General features: G+C 64.1%; 17 protein-coding genes. 3 read left to right on the top strand and 14 right to left on the bottom strand.

Annotation, left to right across the window (positions count from 1 at the left end; translation table 11 throughout):
* Positions 1-71: 71 nt before the first annotated feature.
* The 5 genes from RCO24_RS04345 to RCO24_RS04325 all read right to left on the bottom strand — a co-directional run bounded on the left by RCO24_RS04345 (position 72) and on the right by RCO24_RS04325 (position 5,760).
* Positions 72-1,277, bottom strand: coding sequence for an aminotransferase class V-fold PLP-dependent enzyme (locus tag RCO24_RS04345; protein WP_308960173.1), 1,206 nt, complete (start codon positions 1,275-1,277; stop codon positions 72-74).
* A gap of 458 nt (positions 1,278-1,735) precedes the next feature.
* Entirely contained in the window at positions 1,736-2,368 is a 633-nt protein-coding gene (locus RCO24_RS04340) for a response regulator transcription factor (protein WP_308960172.1), read from the bottom strand.
* Positions 2,369-2,579: 211 nt separating this feature from the next.
* Positions 2,580-3,557, bottom strand: a complete 978-nt coding sequence (gene pip, locus RCO24_RS04335) for a prolyl aminopeptidase (protein WP_308960171.1) — start codon at positions 3,555-3,557, stop codon at positions 2,580-2,582.
* A gap of 42 nt (positions 3,558-3,599) precedes the next feature.
* Entirely contained in the window at positions 3,600-5,432 is a 1,833-nt protein-coding gene (locus RCO24_RS04330) for a sodium:solute symporter (RefSeq protein ID WP_308960170.1), read from the bottom strand.
* Between the two features lie 67 nt (positions 5,433-5,499).
* Entirely contained in the window at positions 5,500-5,760 is a 261-nt protein-coding gene (locus RCO24_RS04325; protein ID WP_308960169.1) for a DUF4212 domain-containing protein, read from the bottom strand.
* Positions 5,761-6,062: 302 nt separating this feature from the next.
* On the opposite strand from RCO24_RS04325, the gene mscL reads away from it, so the two are divergent.
* Entirely contained in the window at positions 6,063-6,443 is a 381-nt protein-coding gene (mscL, locus tag RCO24_RS04320) for a large-conductance mechanosensitive channel protein MscL (RefSeq protein ID WP_374990926.1), read from the top strand.
* Positions 6,444-6,529: 86 nt separating this feature from the next.
* Here the strand turns inward: mscL and RCO24_RS04315 are convergent, their stop codons facing one another.
* Positions 6,530-7,606: a hypothetical protein gene (locus RCO24_RS04315; RefSeq protein WP_308960167.1), complete on the bottom strand. Its 1,077-nt coding sequence runs from the start codon at positions 7,604-7,606 to the stop codon at positions 6,530-6,532.
* A 196-nt stretch (positions 7,607-7,802) separates the two neighbouring features.
* Between RCO24_RS04315 and RCO24_RS04310 the strand changes: the two genes are divergently transcribed.
* Together RCO24_RS04310 and RCO24_RS04305 are read left to right on the top strand one after the other, a co-directional pair.
* Complete coding sequence (locus RCO24_RS04310) at positions 7,803-8,687, top strand: HAMP domain-containing sensor histidine kinase (RefSeq protein WP_308960166.1); 885 nt, start codon at positions 7,803-7,805, stop codon at positions 8,685-8,687.
* Between the two features lie 20 nt (positions 8,688-8,707).
* Positions 8,708-10,774 (top strand): helicase HerA domain-containing protein, encoded by a 2,067-nt coding sequence (locus tag RCO24_RS04305; RefSeq protein WP_308960165.1) that lies wholly within the window; start codon positions 8,708-8,710, stop codon positions 10,772-10,774.
* Positions 10,775-10,784: 10 nt separating this feature from the next.
* On the opposite strand, the gene RCO24_RS04300 is transcribed toward RCO24_RS04305, so the two are convergent.
* The 8 genes from RCO24_RS04300 to RCO24_RS04265 all read right to left on the bottom strand — a co-directional run bounded on the left by RCO24_RS04300 (position 10,785) and on the right by RCO24_RS04265 (position 19,218).
* Complete coding sequence (locus tag RCO24_RS04300) at positions 10,785-12,578, bottom strand: hypothetical protein (protein ID WP_308960164.1); 1,794 nt, start codon at positions 12,576-12,578, stop codon at positions 10,785-10,787.
* A gap of 143 nt (positions 12,579-12,721) precedes the next feature.
* Entirely contained in the window at positions 12,722-13,711 is a 990-nt protein-coding gene (locus RCO24_RS04295) for a CDP-alcohol phosphatidyltransferase family protein (protein WP_374990925.1), read from the bottom strand.
* Positions 13,712-13,767: 56 nt separating this feature from the next.
* The gene (locus RCO24_RS04290) at positions 13,768-14,505 is read right to left on the bottom strand and encodes a phosphatidylserine decarboxylase (RefSeq protein WP_308960162.1); all 738 of its coding nucleotides are present in this window, start codon (positions 14,503-14,505) and stop codon (positions 13,768-13,770) included.
* A gap of 91 nt (positions 14,506-14,596) precedes the next feature.
* Positions 14,597-16,090, bottom strand: coding sequence for a Do family serine endopeptidase (locus RCO24_RS04285; RefSeq protein ID WP_308960161.1), 1,494 nt, complete (start codon positions 16,088-16,090; stop codon positions 14,597-14,599).
* 220 nt (positions 16,091-16,310) lie between these two features.
* Entirely contained in the window at positions 16,311-16,496 is a 186-nt protein-coding gene (locus RCO24_RS04280; RefSeq protein ID WP_308960160.1) for a DUF2065 domain-containing protein, read from the bottom strand.
* Positions 16,493-17,374 carry a protease modulator HflC gene (hflC, locus tag RCO24_RS04275; RefSeq protein ID WP_308960159.1) on the bottom strand — a complete coding sequence of 294 codons (882 nt, stop codon included), beginning with the start codon at positions 17,372-17,374 and terminating at the stop codon, positions 16,493-16,495. The genes RCO24_RS04280 and hflC overlap by 4 nt, the downstream gene beginning before the upstream one ends.
* 1 nt (position 17,375) lies before the next feature.
* On the bottom strand, positions 17,376-18,503 hold the full coding sequence (gene hflK / locus RCO24_RS04270) for an FtsH protease activity modulator HflK (protein WP_308960158.1): 1,128 nt from the start codon (positions 18,501-18,503) through the stop codon (positions 17,376-17,378).
* Positions 18,504-18,714: 211 nt separating this feature from the next.
* Positions 18,715-19,218 (bottom strand): dihydrofolate reductase, encoded by a 504-nt coding sequence (locus tag RCO24_RS04265; RefSeq protein ID WP_308960157.1) that lies wholly within the window; start codon positions 19,216-19,218, stop codon positions 18,715-18,717.
* Positions 19,219-19,281 lie beyond the last annotated feature (63 nt).

The raw sequence follows: 19,281 nt of genomic DNA, 5'->3' as shown, positions 1-19,281 counted from the left end.
GGCCGCGAAAGCGTCGTGGAGAATCGAGAAAGATGAAAAAAGGCGGCGCCGGGCGGCGCCGCCTCGTTTAATCAGGCAGCTTTCTGCAGAGCCGGCTTGGTTGCGGTCTTGCTGAAGTATTCAGCCGCCGCACCCGTGCCCGAGCCGAACTTGATCGGCACGCCGCAATCCTTGAGCGCCATTTCGACGTTGAACAGCACGCCGCCGATCATGCCCTCGTCGAGCGCGCCGAGATGGCCGATGCGGAACACCTTGCCAGCGACCTTGTTGAGGCCGGTTCCGAGCGAGGTGTTGTAGCGATAGAAAGCGGTCTTCAGCACGTTGTTGGCGTCGATGCCCTCAGGCACGAGGATCGCCGACACCGTGTCGGAATGCCACTTCGGTTCCTTGGCGCAGAGCTTGAGGCCCCATGCATCCACGGCAGCGCGCACGCCGGTGGCGAGACGCGTGTGGCGAGCGACGACGTTGTCGATGCCTTCGGCGAAGATGAGGTCGAGCGATGCGCGGAGGCCGCGGATCAGCTGCGTCGCCGGCGTGTAGGGGAAGTAGCCAAGATCGTTGGTCTTGATCATGTCTTCCCAGGAGAAGAAGCAGCGCGCCAGGCGGCCGTTCTGGGACTTGTTGACGTCGAGCGCCTTCTGGCTGACGGCGAGGATGCCGAGGCCGGTCGGCAGCATGAAGCCCTTCTGCGAACCGGAGACGCAAGCGTCAACGCCCCACTCGCCCATGCGCATGTCGAGCGAGCCGACCGACGAAACGCCGTCGACGAACAGCAGCGCGGGATGCTTGGCGGCATCGAGCGCCTTGCGGACGCCGGCGATGTCGGAAGAAACGCCCGTTGCGGTCTCGTTGTGCGTGGCGAAGACGGCCTTGATCTCGTGGTTCTTGTCCTTGGCGAGAATGTCGGCGTACTTCTCGAGCGGAACGCCCGTGCCCCATTCCTCGTCGCAAAGCACGACGTTGAGGCCGAGACGCTCAGCCATGTCGACCCAAAGCAGCGAGAACTGGCCGAAGCGGCTCATCAGAACCTTGTCGCCGGCGGCGAGCGTGTTCTGGATGGCGGATTCCCAAGCGCCGGTGCCCGAAGACGGGAAGATGAATACGCGGCCGTCCTTCATCTTGAAGACCTTCTTGAGGTCTTCAAAGATCGGCAGCGTGAATTTCGGGAACTCGGGGCTACGCATGTCCTCCATCGGGAGGTTCATGGCAATGCGGACGGCTTCGGGAATATTGGTCGGGCCAGGGATGAAAAGGTGCGGCTTCACCATTGAAGTCATAGTCGTCTCCTCCAGAGTCGAGCTTCACTTTTTTGCACCAATCTTAGCGTCTCGGCTGCGAAGCGTCAGCCCAAACTGGCGCAGTCTCGCGCAAAAAGGAGATGCCCTTCAATGCGCGAGGCCTGAGTTTTTCTACGCGTCGTGATTGATCTCCCGGTGCGCCCGGTTGACAGCGCTCGAGCGGCGCCTTGTGGGCTGAACTCTTAGCAATCTCTTAACCGCGCGCAACACCCGGAAGGGCGACGACAGAAAATCTCTTGGGTAGGCTTATGGGCGGACTTGGCGGCTGAGGGAATTGCCCAGTTGGGTAGTTTTATGCCTACCCACCCTGCGGCTTAAAGCGCTTGAGCTGAAAAGCAAATCGCGTGTGCGACCGCGCCTGCGATCCGCGCAGATTGCGAGTGCATTGCGAAAAGTGCAAGCGGAGATTTGACCGGCGGCAAAGTCCCGCGTTGGCCTTAGCGATCTTCGCGCGCGGCCTGCCGCGTCATGAACAGCGCAACTGCCATCGCGCGATTATTCACGTTGAGCTTATCGTAGAGGTTCTTGAGGTGGTATTTCACCGTATTGCGGGAAATACCGATACGCGCGGCGATTTGCAGATTGGACCAGCCGTCCGCGAGCGCCGCGAGCAGCTCCCGCTCCCGCACGGTCAGCACATCGAGCGGGTCTTTGCTCGCCGCGTCCATGTCGACATACGGGAAAGAGACGCGCCCGTGCGAGACCGACGAGATGGTTTCGAGCAGCACCTCCGGTTCGTCGCTCTTCGACATGAAGCCCCACGCGCCGGCCTTTATGGTGCGCCGCAACACCTCTGTTCCTGGCTCCCCCGTGTAAACAATGATGCGGACCGGAGAGCGCCGTTTCTTGATCTCGGTCAGGATATCGCCGCCCGTCATGTCCGGCATGGCCCAGCCGATGATGGCGATATCGATCGGCTGGCTTTCGACGAGGCTGAGAAACGCGGCGCCCGTGGAGACAGCCGCCGAAACCACGAAACGGCCATCGCGCGCGATAATGTCCACGAGCCCCGTGCGGACCACGGGGTTCTTGTCGGCAATGGCGATCGTGCGGCGTGTCTCGGTGGGCATCGAAAAGGCGAACTCGCGAAATGGATACGCAACCCGGCCAGACCAAGAGGCCTATCGCCGTAAAGCGTGAATCGTACGTCTCATCAAAAACCTGGAGCGTGACAGCGCTCGAGGCGCTGTCCCATGTTCAAAATTTACTTTATCTGCCCCGGCCGCGTCTGAGCCAGCGTGTTCGTTTGGTATGGCGAACGGCGTCCGCCGAGAAGTCACGTCAGGACATTGCAGGTCCGCGATCTCGGAAATGCGCGGTTGCGCGCACCAGTTCATGGATAATGCCGGGCTCCGTCATTGCGTGCCCTGCGTCGGGGACGATACGCAACTCGGCCGAAGGCATCGCCTTCTTGAGATCCCAGGCGTTACGCACCGGCGTCACCACGTCATAGCGGCCATGGATCAGCACGGCGGGTATGCCGGCCAGCCGATGCGCGTCGGCGAGAAGCTGGCCATCCTGAGCGAAGAACCCGTTATTCACGAAGTAGTGGCATTCGATGCGCGCGAACGCGAGCGCGTAGTCCGGATTGGCGAACGAGCGCACGCGGATCGGATCCTCGATCAAGGAAAGCGTGGTGCCCTCCCACACGCTCCAGGCTTCGGCGGCCAGGATATGCACGCGCGGATCGGGATCGGTGAGGCGCTTGTAGTAGGCGCCGATCATGTCGCCGCGCTCGCTTTCCGGAATGACCCGTTCGAAGGCCTCCCAGGCTTCCGGGAAAAGAGCGCTGCAGCCGTCCTGGTAGAACCAGTGGAGTTCGCTTTTCCGGAGCAGGAAGATGCCGCGTAGCACCAGCGACGTCACGCGCTCGGGATGCGTTTCGGCGTAAGCGAGCGAGAGTGTCGAGCCCCACGATCCGCCGAACAGTTGCCAGCGCTCGATCCCGAGATGGCGCCTGAGGCGCTCCATGTCCTCGACGAGATGCCAAGTCGTATTGTTCTCGATGGTGGCATTCGGTTGCGAGCGTCCGCACCCGCGCTGGTCGAGCAGGACGACGCGATAGTGCCTCGGATCGTGGAAGCGGCGCATGGCGGGATTGCAGCCGCCGCCCGGCCCGCCGTGAACGATCAGCACCGGCTCGCCGTTCGGATTGCCGCATTCCGCGTAATAGAGCCTGTGCCCGTCGCCGGTTTCAAAAAACCCCTCGTTGAACAGTTCGCGCGGCGGAAAAAGAGTGAGACGCTCTCGGGACGACATCGGGCTTCCAATTCGTTCAGGTCTTCGGCGGCATGCGGTGCTTTAGGCGCGCGGGGTCTTCTTGCGGCGCTGATAGCGCATTTCGCGATCGTATAGGATTTCTCCGCCCGGTACGCGGATATCGCGTACGAGTTCGAGCAGGCTGCGCTGGGGACCGGGTGTCGCGAGCGCGACCGCGATCGTCGCGACCGCGCCGGCCGGCAGCCCGATCGCGGCGGCAAGCGCGCTGTCGGTGCCGGTGAGGCCGGCTTCTCCGGCAATGATAGCGAGAACCGTGACGCTGAATCCGGTCACCATCCCGGCCACCGCCCCGAACTCGTTGAGGCGTTTCCACCAGATCGAAAGCACGAGCACCGGGAACGTCGATGCACCGGTCAAGGCCACAGCCCACAGGATCAGCTTGAGCGGGTCGGTCGGCGCTGCGAGCGCGAGCAGACCCGCAACCGCGGCCGCCATGCCGAGCGCGAACCGTGAAACCACGAGACGCGCGCCTGCGCCAGGTGGGTTCCAGCTGAGCCCATAGACGATATCTTCCGCGAGGATGTTGCCGAGCGCGAGCGCAACCGCACCCGCCGTCGCCAACGCGGCCGCGACGATGCCGCCCGCCGCGAGATAAACGACCGCCGCCGGCATCTGCGCTGCAATCGGCAGGCTGATGAGAACGTCGTCGCGGCTCATGTTGAAACTCGAGAGCGTGGGACGTCCCTCGCCGGTAACGGAGATGATGCCGTACGTTCGGAGTGTTTCGAACCACTCCGGAAAGCGCACGGGGCCGGCCGCGATCACGATATCGGTGAGATAGTCGCGCATCAGGATCGCGACCGCCGCGATAGTCATCATCGCGATCCCGAACAGCAGCGTTGCCCATCCGAGCGACTTGCGCGCTTCGTAGACGCCGGGTGTGCCGGCGACGCGCGGCAACAGCCACGGCGCGCTGGCGAGCCCTGCCAGAAGCGAGAGCGTCATGATGATGAAGGCAACCGGCCCGACGCTGCCGAAAGCGTCGGAATAGCGCTTGGCCAGCGGTTCGAGGCCTTCGCCCGGAAAGTCGAAGGCGAGCGCCGGCGGCAGAATGATCGGAAGCCCCTGGGCGGCCTCCGCGCGTCCGATCACGCGCAGCACGGGGCCAGCAGAGAGTTGCGGGAAAGGCAGATTGGTGACGATCACCGCGACGATAGCCACGGGCACCAGCAGCGCGATCAGCGCCGCAATGCTTTGCGCGGCAGACGACCACGCGAACGAGCGCATGCCGCCGGCTGCGAGCGTCAGCACCACGATCATCACGAGCGTCATCACCGCGATGCCCGTCGGCATCGGATAGAACCAGGTGGCCGCATGGGCGCCGATCCGGAGCTCCGCCGCCATCACCAGCAGCATCGGCACGGCGAGAATACTGGCGGAGACCAGGCGCAGCGTGCGGCTTTCGAACCGCTTGCCGAGATAGCTCGGAACCGTGAACGCACCGAATTTGCGAAAGAACGGCGCCAGCAGAACGGCCATGACGACGAAACCCGCAAGGCCGCCGATGACGAGGCAGAGCGCATCAAAGCCGATCAGGAAGAACGCGCCGGTGATCGCGACGAGGCCGGTCGCGCCGAGCGCAGTCTGTGCGAGCACGAGGCCCGTGTAGAACGCCGGCACGCGCCGCCCGGCCGCGAAGTAATCGATCGGCTCTTTCGTGTAGGCGGCCATGCCGATGACGGCATAGAGCGCGATTGGCCCGGCGAACATCGCGAGCTTGAGCGTGCCGTCGCTGAAGCCGAGCCCTTCGAGAATGAGCGTGAGCAGAGTGAGCGCGATGAACGCGCTCATGAAAATTCCGAAGTACGTCCCGAGACGCGGATTGACGTAGCCGGTGCGGTGCGTGAACGGCATCGCTCAGCCCTCCGTCTTGACGTGGCGATGTCTGCGGATGTCGCGCATGGGACGATCTCCGCGTCCCTTAGACGTCCTCATGGGCACCATGCCAGTGATCGATGGCGTCCTGCCGGTTCACGAAGCTCGCCACCGTGATGACGGCGATCAGCACCAGCCCGTGCAGGCTGAGGAAATAGCCGAGCGGAAAGCCCATGAACCTGCTGGAGTTCAAGCGGTCGGCGTAGAGCGGCAGCACGATGATCACGGCCAGGAACGGTATCAGGCTGGCGAGCATCTGCCACTTCGTATGACGCCAATAGGGCTTTCGCTCGCGCCGTTCGATCATGACAGAGGTTTCTCCGCTTTGGTCCGAGTTTGAGACTGGCCATCAGGTGCGTTGCAGTTGTGGTTCCATTGAGGCGGCTCGCGCCACTGAGATACGCGCGCCAACGCACAACGTCCGGTTTGATCCCGACCGGCGGGTCGCCTAGACACCCTGATGGCTTCGGATCCTATCGATCCAGAGCGTGAATCATAGGTCTCATCAAAGATCTAGCGCGTGATTGTAATTCAAACACGCTCTAGCATGTCCTGCCGCCTCGCATGCGAGTCGGGATCGAGGATTGCTGAAGGATGCTTACTATGTCGATACTGTCCGAATTCAAAGAATTTGCAATGCGGGGCAATGTCATTGACCTCGCCGTCGGCGTGATCATTGGCGCCGCCTTCTCGCCCATCGTGGCGACCCTGGTCGAGAATATCATCATGCCGCCGATCGGCTATTTGCTGGCGGGCATAGACTTCAGCGCCCTCGCCATCACGTTGCCGACGCCCACCGGCGATGGGGTGCTGATCAAGTACGGCCTGTTTCTCAATGCGGTTTTGAAGTTCGTGATCACGGCGGCCGCGATCTTCCTGCTGATCCGCGCCATCAACAAGTTCCAGAAGCCGAAGGTCGCCGAGGCCGCAGCGCCTTCGCCCTCCGAAGTCTACCTGCGTGAGATCCGCGACGCTCTCGTCAAGAAATAGGGCTCACCCGGACGTCGCGACAAGACGGTTCTGGCCGTGCGGGCCAGGACCGTCTACGCGCGCCAGACGAGTATCTGATCGTGCCTTCAGGCGAGTGGCATCGCTGCCGCGGGCCGGCGCGGGCCGTTCGAGCCTGAAATCGCGCTGCGAAACGCCATGTAGCTTTGGTCGATGCGGGCCGAGATGGCGTCGTACCCTGCGACATGGGCGATGGTCGCCTCGGCAACCCGGTCGAGCGCCTCCGCCAGCTCCGCCGGCCAGGGAGCGAACGTCACGCCGAACGAGCGTTCGAGCACCTGTCGCGCGAGCCGATCGTGTGCGCGCATTTCGGCAAGAGAAGCCTGGTAGGCTTCCGCCGACACCGCTTCGAGGATGGCCTTGTCAGCATCGGGCATGCGGTCCCAGGCCGCAAGGCGCACGCTGAGCGAAAGGGCCGTGCCATGGCCATTGAGGCCGTTTCCGGTGGCATGGCTGAAAGCCCGTCCGGTTCCGTTGGCGAGGCTTGCGAGAACGCCGCCGGTCTCGGCCGCGAACAGGCTGCCATCGGCCAGCGATTGAGCGACCTCATCTAACGCGAGCGATAAGCCGTCGGCGCCGAGACCGCGGGCGACATCCGCACCGAGCCCCGAGGCAGTCACACGCTGGCCGGAAAAGTCGCCCAGGCCAGTGATCGGCGCACGTGACCACAGCGGCGGGGCCTCGCCCGAATGGCCCGTGAGCAGCGGCTTCCAGCCTTCCGCGCCGGCCAGGTCGTCCCAGAGCATCTGGCCGCCGCCGACGGCGAGCCAATGGGCGAAATCCTGGGCGTTGAGCCCGGCCGAGCCCGGAAGACCTGCAAAATAGGCAAACGCCGGGTGAATTTTCGCGAAATCGTGAGCCGATCCGTGCACGAGGTCGGCGTCTGCGCCGAGGTCGGTCCCGGCCGAAATTTCGATCCGGTAACGCCCGCCGGTCATCGTTTCGAAGCGGCGAACAAGCCGCCGGACGCCGTCGGCGGGGCCTTGCGGGGCGTCGGCCCAGGGCATGGACAGCCGGAGAACGGTCGCGTTGTCAGCATAGGAATTGGAAAATTCAGCTGCATTTTCAGAAGCATAAGATGCGACGGGAGATGCGGCTGCAACGGCAGCTCCACCACTCGTGATCAGGAACTCGCGACGATCCATCGTTCAGTACTCCCCCTCGTCACCCCGGCAGCGATCCGGCAGCATCAAAGCCCAACCACGGGCCGAAAACAACGGCCTGGCGGCCACGCCAACGGGTTGTTCAGCTTATTACAAGCAGAGAAGTCGGATTAACGACGTCTTATCCTATGGGCACTACCGTGGTGAACGTCCTCAGAAGGTTTGGCGTTTAGTCCGTATGTTTACGAGTGGTCGGAGTAAAGGCAACACGGCTAGCCTGATACAGGAGTATTCGGCGCTCATCGGAGACGCCGTCCTGCGTCAGCGGACGCGTATTGCCGAGCGCGAAGCACGCCTCGAGGCCGAGCTCGCCAACCGCGTCAAATCCGAATTCATCTCGAACATGAGCCATGAGCTGCGCACGCCGCTCAACACCGTGCTCGGGTTCTCGAAGCTCTTGAAGGAGCACGGCGATCGCAAGCTCTCCGAGAGCGACATCGTCGAGTATGCAGGCCTTATCCAGCACGCCGCCGATCGGCTGCTGACCGTCATCAATGACATCCTCGACATCTCGAAGCTGCAGAGCGGCACTTACGCGCTCGACGCCTTCGAGGTCGATATCGGGCAGGTGCTGCGCGACTGCATCGAGGAGGCGACTCCCGCCGCCGAAGAGGCCGGCATCGCGATCTCGCCGCGCCTTGCTTATTCCATCCCGCCGATCCGCGGCGACGATACCAAGCTCGCCCAGATCTTCCGCAACGTGATCTCGAACGCGCTGAAGTTCACGCCGCGCGGCGGCAGCGTCACCGTCGAGCTGCGCGAGCAGAGCAACGGCGGCGTATCGATCTCCGTGCGCGACACCGGCATCGGCATGACGCCTGAAGAAGTCCACATCGCGCTCGAGCCGTTCGGCCAGGTCGACCGAGCCCGCTCGCGCTTGCGCGAAGGCGCGGGGCTGGGCCTCACCATCGCCAAGTCGCTGGTCGAGCTTCATGGTGGCGAGCTTCTGATCACCAGCGTCAAGGACCGCGGCACCGACGTGACCATCTCGTTGCCGCCGGCTCATCAAGTTTCCCGTATTGGCGCGCGCGATGCCGTATTCGGCACCGGCCCCAGCATCTAGAGAGCAAGAAGAGCAGTCCAATGCAGCCGGCCGCGCCGCCCAAAGAGCCCCAGTACCACGTGCTGCCGCGATCGATCGGGCGTATTGCTTCGGTCACCGGCGGCAAGGCCGTCTTGCTGCTCGACGTTTCGCACGAGAACGATCCCAAGAGCCGCGCCGATCGCCCGGAGATGGGCACGTTGCTCGCAATCGACACCGGCGTGACGACCGTCCTTGCAACCGTCTCGGCCTTGAGCGTGCCGGTCCCGGCCCACGGCAACGAGCAGGAGATCCGCATTGCCGAGCTGTGCCTCGTTGGCGAGCTGTACAAAAGCGCCGATGGCCGGCCCGTGAATTTTCAGCGCGGTACGACGTCTTACCCGACGCTCGGAGATCGCGTGCGCTTTGCCACCAAGTACGAGCTGCAGCTGACCTATACTGGCGCGGACAAGAATGCCGTTCGCATCGGCTCGATCCGTCAGGACAGCTCGATCCCCGCGATGATCCGCGTCGACGACCTGCTCGGCAAGCATTTCGCGATCCTGGGCACCACCGGCACCGGCAAATCGTGCTCGACCGCGCTCATCCTTCGCGCGATCCTGGAGCGTACGCCCAACGCGCACATCGTGCTGCTCGATCCGCACAACGAATATGCGACAGCCTTCGGAGAGCGTGCCGAGGTCATCTCGCCGCGCACGCTGCAATTGCCGCTCTGGCTTCTGAACTTCGAGGAAGCGGTCGAGGTGCTGGTCGGCGATGCCGAGCGCAAGGGCGAGATCGAGATCCTGCAGGATCTGATTCCGCTGGCCAAGGCCCGCTACAATGCCGGCCGCGCCGCCAGCAACGATCCCCAGAAGCTGCGCAAGCCCGGGCTCGACGGCTCGAAGTTCACCGTCGATACGCCGGTCCCCTACCGCATTTCCGATCTCACTGCCCTGATCGACGAGCGCATGGGCAAGCTCGAGAACCGCAAGGATCTCGCGCCCTACCGCCAGCTCAAGACCCGCATCGAGACCTTCGTCCAGGACAGCCGCTACGCCTTCATGTTCGGCTCCGTCACCGTGTTCGACGGCATGACGCAGTTTCTCTCGCGCATCTTCCGCGTGCCGGTAAACGGCAAGCCGATCACCATCCTGGAACTCACCGGCCTGCCGCCGGAAGTCGTCAACGTCGTCGTTTCGGTGTTGTGCCGCATGGCGTTCGATTTCGCGCTCTGGGGCGAAGGCAAGGTCCCGGTCACGGTCGTCTGCGAGGAGGCGCACCGCTATGTGCCGCTCAATTCGCAGACTGGCTTCGAGCCGTGCAAGCGCGCCATCGCCAAGATCGCCAAGGAAGGCCGCAAGTACGGCGCGTCGCTCTGCATCGTGACGCAGCGGCCGGCTGAGATCGACCCGACCATCCTGTCCCAGTGCAACACCGTGTTCGCGCTACGCATGTCGAACGAGCGCGACCAGGCTATCGTGTCGTCTGCGGTCGCCGATACCGGCACCGGCCTGATCGAGTTCTTGCCCGCGCTCGGCGCCCGCGAGGCGATTGCGTTCGGCGACGGCGTGCCGATCCCAGTCCGCATCAAATTCGACGAGTTGCCGGCCAACGCGCTGCCGCGCTCGACGACGGCCCGCTTCACCGAGAGGTGGCAGGAATCCCTTGGCGACGAAAGCTTCCTCGAAGCCGTGGTCGAGCGCTGGCGTGCAGCCGGTGTTTGCGGCCAGCTCGACGCCACCCAGCAAGCCCAGCTGCTGGCGGACACGGTCAATATTCCGATGTCCGGGTCGACGTTGCGACGGCCGGACGCGTTCGCGCCGGATCGGACCGGGTTCGAGCGGTCGACGTCGGAGCGCGCTCCGCCCGAGCGCCGCGGTTTCGAATTTGAAAGCCCCGCCGCTGTGGCGGAGCCGGTGCCTGCGCCGGCCGAGGCCGCGCCGGCAGAGCGCGAAGAAACCCCGCTACGCCGGGTGCTGGCCGATCGCCTCGGCTCCTCTTACACGCCGCCTGCCGAGCAGCCGGCGCCTCCACCCCGCGCGCCCGATGCGCCGCTGGGCCAACCCGGCACCAACGCACGCCTTGCCTTGCGCGAGCGTCTGCTGAAGCCCCACTTGCCACGTTGAGAGGCTGCCCTCAGGCAGTCTCCTCGCTCGTTGCTGGCTTGCTGTCCCTTTCGCGCCAAGCTTCGTCGTTATTGAGCACGTCGAGGATCGGCGTCAGCCCTTCGACATCGACCAGCCGGTAGACCTCGATGTCACGCCGTGCGGCCTCGGTCCACCCGGCGATGGTGAGGGCCTTCTCCGCCTTTGAGAACAGCCCGTGATTGCGCAGCGGCGCAGCATCACGAACCGCCGCGTCGCGTGCTTCCGAATCCGGTCCGCTCGTCTTGCCATGCTTGTCGAGCCAGCTCTTGCGGATGTTTGTGAGGTCGGTGTCGCTCTCGAGCGATTCTTCGTCTTTGAGCTTCTGCAACTCGCTCTTGGTCAGCTTGAACCAGCCCGGCTTCGGCCACTCGACGAGGTTGAGATCGTCGAGCACGCCTGCGAGCTGATTCATGGCCAGCGCCTTCGCACCCTCCGCCTCGGAATCCGCGCTGTAGAGATTGGGGATTACGAGATAGGAGTGCGTCTTGTGGTAGATGAAGTGGCGGCGCACCCACTCGATATCTGCATCAGGAGCGCGCGCGATGGCTGTTGCGATGGCAGCCTGGATCGCGCGCCGCTTGTCGCCGGCCATTTCTGGCCGCCGCGCCGGCGGGTTGAGGATCGCGAGCACCAGAAGGCCGAAGTCGATGCCGATCGAGGCCAAGAGCGCGATCAGATCGCGGCCGGTGATCGGATCACCCGCGTCGGTCGTCGTCGCGGGGTCGGATCCGAGCGTAAAGACGAAATGGCCGAGGCTATAGCCGTAGGCGCCGATGTTGCGCCACAGGTTCTTGACCGCATTGGCGACACCGGCGGGACCTTCGCTGAAGGCTGCGTCGCGCAGCTTCACGTCCGCCGGCTGGTTTGCCTGATCGGCGGCTTGCGTCAGCCGCTGGGCGAGCGTCGGATCATAGCAGGAGAAGCCTGGCTGACCCGGCGCTACGGAAACAGATTCCGCGAGCGCACGCATTTCCGCCGCCGTCGACTTTCCGAGCTCGTTCGAGCGCGCTGCGATGTTGCGGGCCGAGCCGCGGATCTGCGACGCCATCGCCTCGAAATTGCGCTGACGTTCCTCGACACTCTGGCCAGCGAGCGATTGCGCGCTCTGGCGAAGCTGCTCGACCTCTGCCTGCACCGGTTCGAGCCAGGAGCGCACCATTCCGTCGCGCAGCGTGGCGACTGAGTCCCGCACGCCCCGCCGCGCATTGTAGAGCGGTCCGCGTCCGGCGCCCGACGAGGTGCCGCAACTTCCGCCGCTGCTCTCCTCGCGCGCCATCTGGCTTTCCGACCACGAGACGACGTTGTCGAGCTGGGAGCGCACGGCATCGAGCCGCGCCGCCACCACGGCGCTCGCGTCGCGCGCGTCTTCTTGCAATCCGGAGAGCCCGGTGCGGGTCGCTTCCTGCCCCGAAATCAGGCTCCACCAGAAGCCGTAGCCGAAGCCGATCGACCAGATGGCGAGGAAGATGTAGAGCACGAACATGATGATGCGGTCACTGAAGTCGCGTCCGGCGCCGAATGTCTCGCGCAGCGCAAGCCACATCAGGAAGGTGAGTGCCACGACGACGCCGATCACCAGCACATCATTGGGGATCGACATCGAGCCGGCGTCGGTCGGGGTGTCCGAGACGCCGATGATGAAGTCCCGCATGCCGTGCCAGGTGGCATAGCCGGATAGGAACAGCAGCATCAGCGAGGCGACGCCGATCATCATGTTGCGGCCGAGAACATAGTCCAGGCGCTTCCGCCAAGACGTAGACGGCTTCGATGCAGCTTCGGCCATGACGCAAGACCCCCGGCGGACTAACAGCTCCCAGACGGCCGCAGACTAGGGGAAAACAACAGGACTGTCCCGGCGCAACCTCAATCGCGCCGCGCACGCCGGGCTAGGCGTAGCATCGGCGCAACGCCTGGGAAGGATTTACGTCAGCGCTTCTGCTCGCCGGGGCGGATCTCGATGACACGGCCCGCCTCGGCGGCCGGTGCGTTCTGGCTATCCGCGGAGGGCTGTGGCGCGCGCGGAGGCTCTGCCGCGCGGCTGGAGGCCGGCTCGTTCTGGATATCGTCCGTGGGTCGCGCTGGAGCCGACACCCCGCCGGCAGGGGCTATCCCGCCATGAAGCTGCTCCAGCTTGCGGAAACGTTTCCAGGTCACCGGAATGGCGGCGAGATAGAGGATCGTCGCGATCGAGAGCGTCGCGTACGGATAAGTCACGAGGCACGCGACGACCAGCATGACCAGGATGAAGATCGGAAGCACCCAGTCGCGCGACAGCCGCTCGCCGAGAAGCTTGCCGGAGTAGGTCGGGAGGATCGACACCATCATCACGCCGATAATCATCGTGTAGGCGAGCACGAGGTTGAGCAGCAGCGGCGAGTCTCTGAGGTCGAGGCCGAGGTGGGCGAGATAGATCGGCAGCAGCACGACAATGGCCGCTGCCGGCGTCGGCACGCCCATGAAGAAGTCCGACTGCCATTTCGGCCGGTCGTCGTCGATGGTGGCGTTGAAACGGGCAAGGCGCAGGGCGGAAGCGAGCGCGAACAGCATGACCGCGATCCACCCCAGGCTCCGGTGCTCACCGAGGCCCCACGTGAAGATCATGATCGCGGGTGCGACGCCGAAGTTCACGAAGTCCGCGAGGCTGTCGAGCTCGGCACCGAACCGAGACGAGGCCTTGAGCAGCCGCGCGATACGCCCGTCGAGGCCGTCGAGCAGGGCCGCGAACACGATCGCCGCAAGCGCGAAATCGTAGCGCCCTTCGATCGACATGCGGATCGACGTCAGGCCCGCGCAAAGCCCGAACAGCGTGAAGAAGTTCGGCACCATCATGCGCACGGGGATGCGGGCGTGGCTGAACATCCGCCGGCGACGCCTGCGCCGCGTTTCCTTCTCGAGTTGCGGTACGATGGGGTCCATGATGGTGCTCTCCTCGGCCAGCGTCTCGTGCGCTTCGAGTGCTGCCGGCGACGACACTAATGCCGGCGCGCCTCGCGTTCAGGTTCCGTCGATCTCAAGTCCGAAAGCACGGTCTCGCCGCCGATCGCGCGCTGCCCGACCGCGACTGCCGGGAAGGCGCCGACCGGAAGGTAGGTATCGACGCGCGATCCGAAGCGGATGAGCCCGAACCGCTCGCCGACGCCGATGTTGTCGCCCTCCGCGGCGAGCGTCACGATGCGACGTGCCACGAGCCCCGCGATCTGCACAACGGCGACTTTCGTACCCGTAGCGGTCTCGATGACGATCGTGCGGCGCTCGTTCTCCTCGGAAGCCTTGTCGAGTGCGGCATTGAGAAACGCGCCCGGAATATAGAGCGAGCGGATGATGCGTCCGGCGAGCGGCGCGCGCTGGATGTGGACGTCGAACACCGAGAGGAAGATCGAGATGCGAACGCGTTCCTCGTCGCCGAGGCCCAGCTCTGCCGGCGGGCGCAGCTTTTCGATCAGCGAGACCTTGCCGTCTGCCGGCGCGACGATCAGGCCGTCACGCAGCGGCGTCACGCGGTCGGGGTCACGGAAGAAGTAGATGACCCAGCCAGTGATGAGCGCCGCGATCCAGCCGAGCGGCGGCCACAGCCAGAGCAGGATCAACGTCACCACCAGTGCGATGCCGACGAACTTGTGGCCGTCGCGATGCACCGGCGCCAGGCTGTCGGTGATGGTGTCGAGCAAGGAATGGCGATCGGACAATGTGGTCTCCTGATCCGCTTTCATGTCATTCGGCCCGCGTTTCGGGCCGGAAAAATAACCAGTATAGCCGATCGGGGTACGCCCGACCGCCGCATCATAGCGGAAATGTCGATCCTTAGAACGGAATGGCGACGAACCGCGTATCGCCCTTCACGTCCTCGACCAGCAGCAGCACGCTCTTGCCGCCTGCCTTCTTCACCTTATCGATGGCCTTCTCGATGTCGGACGGCGACTTGACGGCCTCCTGCTGGGCTTCCGTGATGACGTCGCCAGATCGGATGTTCTTGGTCGCGGCCGGGCTCGAAGGATCGATCTCGGTCACGATTACGCCGTTGACCTTGGGGTCGAACCCGAGCCGGCTTTTCATCTCGTCGGAGAGCGGGGCGAGCGTGAGGCCCAGGATGGCGGTGGACGGCTGCTGCGGCTCTTCTTTCTTTTCTTCAGCCGCAGGCTGCGGGTTGCCTTCCTCCTCGTCGAGCATGCCGACGGAAACCGAAAGCGTTTTCTTTTGGCCCTGCCGCAGCACCTCGACATCGACCGCCTTGCCGATCGGCGACTGGGCGACGAGCTTGGGAAGTCCGCGCATCGTGGTCACGTCCTTGCCGTCGAACTTCAGGATGACGTCGCCGGCCTCGATGCCGGCCTTGGCCGCCGGGCTGTCCGGCGTGACGCCGGCCACCAGCGCGCCGGTATTCTCCGGTACGCCCAGGCTTTCGCCGATGTCTTCGCTGATCGACTGGATTTTGACGCCGAGCCAGCCGCGCTTGACCTGGCCGAATTCCTTGAGCTGCGAGACGACCGTGGTCACGGTGTCGGCGGGAACGGCGAAGCCGATGCCGATGGAGCCGCCGGTTGGCGAGATGATCGCCGTGTTCACGCCGATCACTTCGCCGGCCATGTTGAACAGCGGGCCGCCCGAGTTGCCTTTGTTGATGGCGGCGTCCGTCTGCAGGAAGTCGTCGTAGGGGCCGGCGTTGATGTCGCGCTGCTTGGCCGAGATGATGCCGACCGTCAGCGATCCGCCGAGGCCGAACGGATTGCCGATCGCCATCACCCAGTCGCCGACCTTGATATTGGCGGACGAGCCGAACTTGACGTCGACCAGCGGCTTCTTGGGCGTGACCTTGAGCAGCGCGATATCGGTTTTGGTATCGCGGCCGATCACCTTGTCGACCTTGAGCTTCGATCCATCGTGGAAATTGACGATGATCTCGTCGGCGCCTTCGATGACGTGGTTGTTGGTGACGACGAGCCCCTCGACGCCGTCGATCACGAACCCAGAGCCGAGCGAGGAGACTTTCCGCTCCGACGGCGGCACGCGTCCGCCGCCCTTTTTGTTGAAGAAGTCCTCGAAGAAGTCCTCAAACGGAGAGCCCTTCGGCACCTTCGGCAGCGGAACGCCTTCCGGTCCCTTGGCGATCTGGCTGGTCGAGATGTTGACGACCGCGTCAATCAGCTTTTCGGCGATGGGCGCGACCGATTCCGGTCCCCGCTGCGCAGCCGCTGGCGGCGCGCTGATCGCGAGCCCGGCCAAGGCAAGGCCCAGAACGGGGAAGAGTGAAAATCGGCGCATCGCGCCGCGCGGGCATGGCCTAGAGGTCGTCGTCATCAGGAACTCCTTCTCAAGACCATGGTCGCGTTGGATTTTGTCAATCTGACGTATGAACCGCGGGTTAACCCGCGACCCATCCCGCCGGACGAATACCGGGAAGCGCTGTCATCGTCAGGAAAATGCGACGCGCGGCGAGCCCGGCGCCCGGCCCACCCCAAAGTGTGAGATCGCCAGGAGGCTGTCAACGCGCCAGAAAAGAAGGGAGGGCCCGGAAAAGTTACCCCCTGATCATCCAAACCACCAAGGCGCCGACGGCGACCGCCACCCAGCCCGCCTTGCGCAGGGTATCCTCGGGCGTCGCCACGGCTGTTGCCAGAAGGCGGCGCCCGAGATCAGGGGACAGAGCCCAGATCAGGCCCTCGATGACGAGGACCAGACCGAGCGCAACGATCAGATCGCTCATTGCTTCGCGGGGGCTGCTCCCTGCGGGTTGGAGAAGTACTTGAAGAAGTCGCTGTCGGGCGAGATCACAAGCCGCGTGTCGCCGGGCTTGAGGCCCTGCTCATAGGCTTGCATCGACCGGTAGAAGGCGAAGAAGTCAGGGTCCTGGTTGAAGGCTTCCGCGAAGATGCGGTTGCGATCGGCTTCGCCCTGACCGCGCAGCTCCTCGCCCTTGCGCGTCGCTTCGGCCTTGATGACCGTTACTTCGCGATCGGCGGTTGCCTTGATGCGGTTGCCTTCGCCGGTACCCTGAGCGCGGAACTCGGCGGCTTCCCGCTGGCGTTCGGCGCGCATCCGGTCGAACACGCTCTTCTGGTTCTGCTCCGGCAGGTCCGCGCGCTTGATGCGAACGTCCACCACCTCGAGACCGAAATCGCGGCCTTCTTCGTTCACGTTCGCGGCGATCTGCTTCATGAGCGCCTCGCGCTTGTCGCGCACAACGTCCTGGAACGTCGAGGCACCGAGCGCGCGGCGAAGCGCGGATTCGACGATCGGTCCGAGCCGCGAGCGCACCGCGCCTTCATAGCGCAGTGTCTGATAGAACTTGAGCGGATCGACGATCTTGTAGCGCGCAAACGCATCGACGATCAGACGCTTCTGGTCGGAGGCGGTGACCTCCTGCGTCTGCGTGTCGATGTCGAGAATGCGCTTGTCGAAGATGTCGACGGTCTCGACGAGCGGCAGCTTCCAGTTGAGGCCGGGGTGCGTCACGACGCGCTTGGGCTTACCGAATTCGAGTACCAGTGCCTGCTCGTTCTGGTGAACGATGAAGGCCGAGGCGTAGACGGCGGCACCGGCGGCGCCGAGCAGAACGACGAGAAAAAGGAGAAAAGCGCGCATATCAGTTTCCTCCCTCGTTCGGCTGGCGGCGCTGCTGGAGCTGGTCCAGCGGCAGGTAAGGCACGACGCCCTGTCCACTCTTGCCGTCGATGATGATCTTGTCGGTTCCGCCGAACACGCGTTCCATGGTTTCGAGGAAGATGCGCTTGCGCGTCACGTCGGGAGCCTTCTTGTATTCTTCATAGACCTTGAGGAAGCGGGCCGTCTGGCCCTGTGCTTCCGCGACCGTCTGCTGCTTGAAGCCTTCGGCGGCCTGGAGAATGCGTTCGGCTTCGCCGCGCGCTTCCGGAACCACCTTGTTGGCATAGGAGAACGCTTCGTTCTGGAGGCGCTCCTTGTCGGCGCGCGCCGCCTGGACGTCGCGGAACGCGTCGATGACGTCGCCCGGCGGGTCAACTTTCTGCAGCGTCACTTGGTCGATCTGGATACCGGCCTGATACGTGTCGAGCGTCTGCTGAATGAGCTGCAGCACCGCCGCTTCGGTCTTCTGGCGTGCTTCCGTCAGGATCGGCTGGATGTTGGATTGCCCGACGACCTCGCGCATGGCGCTCTCGGACACTTCCTTCACGGTGTTGTCCGGGTTCTGGATGTTGAACAAGTACTGCGCGGCATCCTTGATGCGCCAGTAGACGACGAAGTCGATGTCGACCGTGTTCTCGTCGCCGGTCAGCATCAGGCTCTCTTCCTTGACGTCCTGAATGCCGGCGCCGCCGAACCCGCGCTCGAAGCTCGCCGAACGCATGCCGATCTCGGTGATGTTCTGGCGCGTGACCTTGGGGCGCACGACCTCTTCGATCGGATAGGGAAGGCGGAAATGCAGACCCGGCGGTTCCTGCCGCACGAACTCGCCGAAGCGCATCACGACGCCGAGCTCATCGGGATCGACGCGGAAGAAGAACGCGTACCAGCCCACGACAGCAGCAGCGACAACCGCCGCAAGGAACGCCAGCGGTCCGGGAACGCCGCCGCCATGCATGACCTGCTTCATGCGATCCTGGCTGCGCTTGAGCATCTCTTCGAGATCGGGGGGCTGGTTGCCGGGACCCTGGCCCCAGGGACCGCCGCCTCCGCCGCCGCCCTTCCAGCCGCCGCCGTTTCCGCCGCCGCCGCTCTGATTGCTCCAAGGCATATATTGTGGCCCTTTGATTGTGGATGATGGCCGGAACAGCGGAGTGAGGAGGCCAGTCTCAGGCGTCCTGGATCGCTTTAAGCCCCGGATGGGAATTGCGCTTCGCTTATAGGGTAGGACCCCCTTCGAAGCAAATCCGCCGCGTAGAAATTGGTTCGCGGGCGCTCGCCGTCAAGGCCGCCATGCTGCAATTCGCCCTGCAACTAAGTCTCTAGTTGCGTTCGAGTATCCTTAGGGTCGCCGTTGCGTCGTCCTTTTCCCCTGCCGGAAGCTCCTGGCGGTCCGTTTCGGTCCACTCGGAGGGGTCGAAATCGGGAAAGCGGACGTCTCCCTCCGGCTTGGCATGGATCGTGGTCCAGTAGATCCGGTTTGCCCGTGGCAGGGCGGCCCGGAACACGTCGGCTCCTCCGATAACCATGATCTCTTCGGCCCCGCGCGTGAGCGCGAGGGTCCGCGCAAGGGTGATCGCATCCGCGAAGTTGTCGACGACGCTGACGCCCTCGGCCTCGAAGAACGGGTCGGTCGTCAGCACGATGTTGTCGCGCAAGTCGAGCGGCTTCTTGAGCGACTGGAACGTCTTGCGTCCCATGATGATCGGCTTGCCGAGTGTGAGGCGGCGAAAGGTTTTGAGGTCGGCCGAAAGCCGCCACGGCAATCCGCCGTTGGCGCCGATCACGCCATTCTCGGCAACAGCAACAATGAGTGAGATTTTCAAGCTCGTAAAAACCTTTTGCTAGCGACGGAAACAGAACAGAATTCGCGGGGCGCTCACCGCATT

This window comes from Hyphomicrobium sp. LHD-15, assembly GCF_031157355.1.
Classification (GTDB): domain Bacteria; phylum Pseudomonadota; class Alphaproteobacteria; order Rhizobiales; family Hyphomicrobiaceae; genus Hyphomicrobium_C.
Note: the sequence above shows the minus strand (reverse complement) of the source record. Positions and strands in the feature narration are given on the sequence as shown.

Bases quoted from the DNA above. Each gene is read 5' to 3' on its own strand.
- RCO24_RS04325 (WP_308960169.1), bottom strand. From the start codon at position 5,760: ATGATCGAACGGCGCGAGCGAAAGCCCTATTGGCGTCATACGAAGTGG.
- hflC (WP_308960159.1), bottom strand. From the start codon at position 17,374: ATGCGCGCTTTTCTCCTTTTTCTCGTCGTTCTGCTCGGCGCCGCCGGT.
- RCO24_RS04290 (WP_308960162.1), bottom strand. From the start codon at position 14,505: ATGAAAGCGGATCAGGAGACCACATTGTCCGATCGCCATTCCTTGCTC.
- pip (WP_308960171.1), bottom strand. From the start codon at position 3,557: ATGTCGTCCCGAGAGCGTCTCACTCTTTTTCCGCCGCGCGAACTGTTC.
- RCO24_RS04300 (WP_308960164.1), bottom strand. From the start codon at position 12,578: ATGGCCGAAGCTGCATCGAAGCCGTCTACGTCTTGGCGGAAGCGCCTG.
- RCO24_RS04315 (WP_308960167.1), bottom strand. From the start codon at position 7,606: ATGGATCGTCGCGAGTTCCTGATCACGAGTGGTGGAGCTGCCGTTGCA.
- hflK (WP_308960158.1), bottom strand. From the start codon at position 18,503: ATGCCTTGGAGCAATCAGAGCGGCGGCGGCGGAAACGGCGGCGGCTGG.
- RCO24_RS04305 (WP_308960165.1), top strand. From the start codon at position 8,708: ATGCAGCCGGCCGCGCCGCCCAAAGAGCCCCAGTACCACGTGCTGCCG.
- RCO24_RS04285 (WP_308960161.1), bottom strand. From the start codon at position 16,090: ATGACGACGACCTCTAGGCCATGCCCGCGCGGCGCGATGCGCCGATTT.
- RCO24_RS04310 (WP_308960166.1), top strand. From the start codon at position 7,803: ATGTTTACGAGTGGTCGGAGTAAAGGCAACACGGCTAGCCTGATACAG.
- RCO24_RS04345 (WP_308960173.1), bottom strand. From the start codon at position 1,277: ATGACTTCAATGGTGAAGCCGCACCTTTTCATCCCTGGCCCGACCAAT.
- RCO24_RS04340 (WP_308960172.1), bottom strand. From the start codon at position 2,368: ATGCCCACCGAGACACGCCGCACGATCGCCATTGCCGACAAGAACCCC.
- RCO24_RS04330 (WP_308960170.1), bottom strand. From the start codon at position 5,432: ATGCCGTTCACGCACCGCACCGGCTACGTCAATCCGCGTCTCGGGACG.
- RCO24_RS04295 (WP_374990925.1), bottom strand. From the start codon at position 13,711: ATGGACCCCATCGTACCGCAACTCGAGAAGGAAACGCGGCGCAGGCGT.
- RCO24_RS04280 (WP_308960160.1), bottom strand. From the start codon at position 16,496: ATGAGCGATCTGATCGTTGCGCTCGGTCTGGTCCTCGTCATCGAGGGC.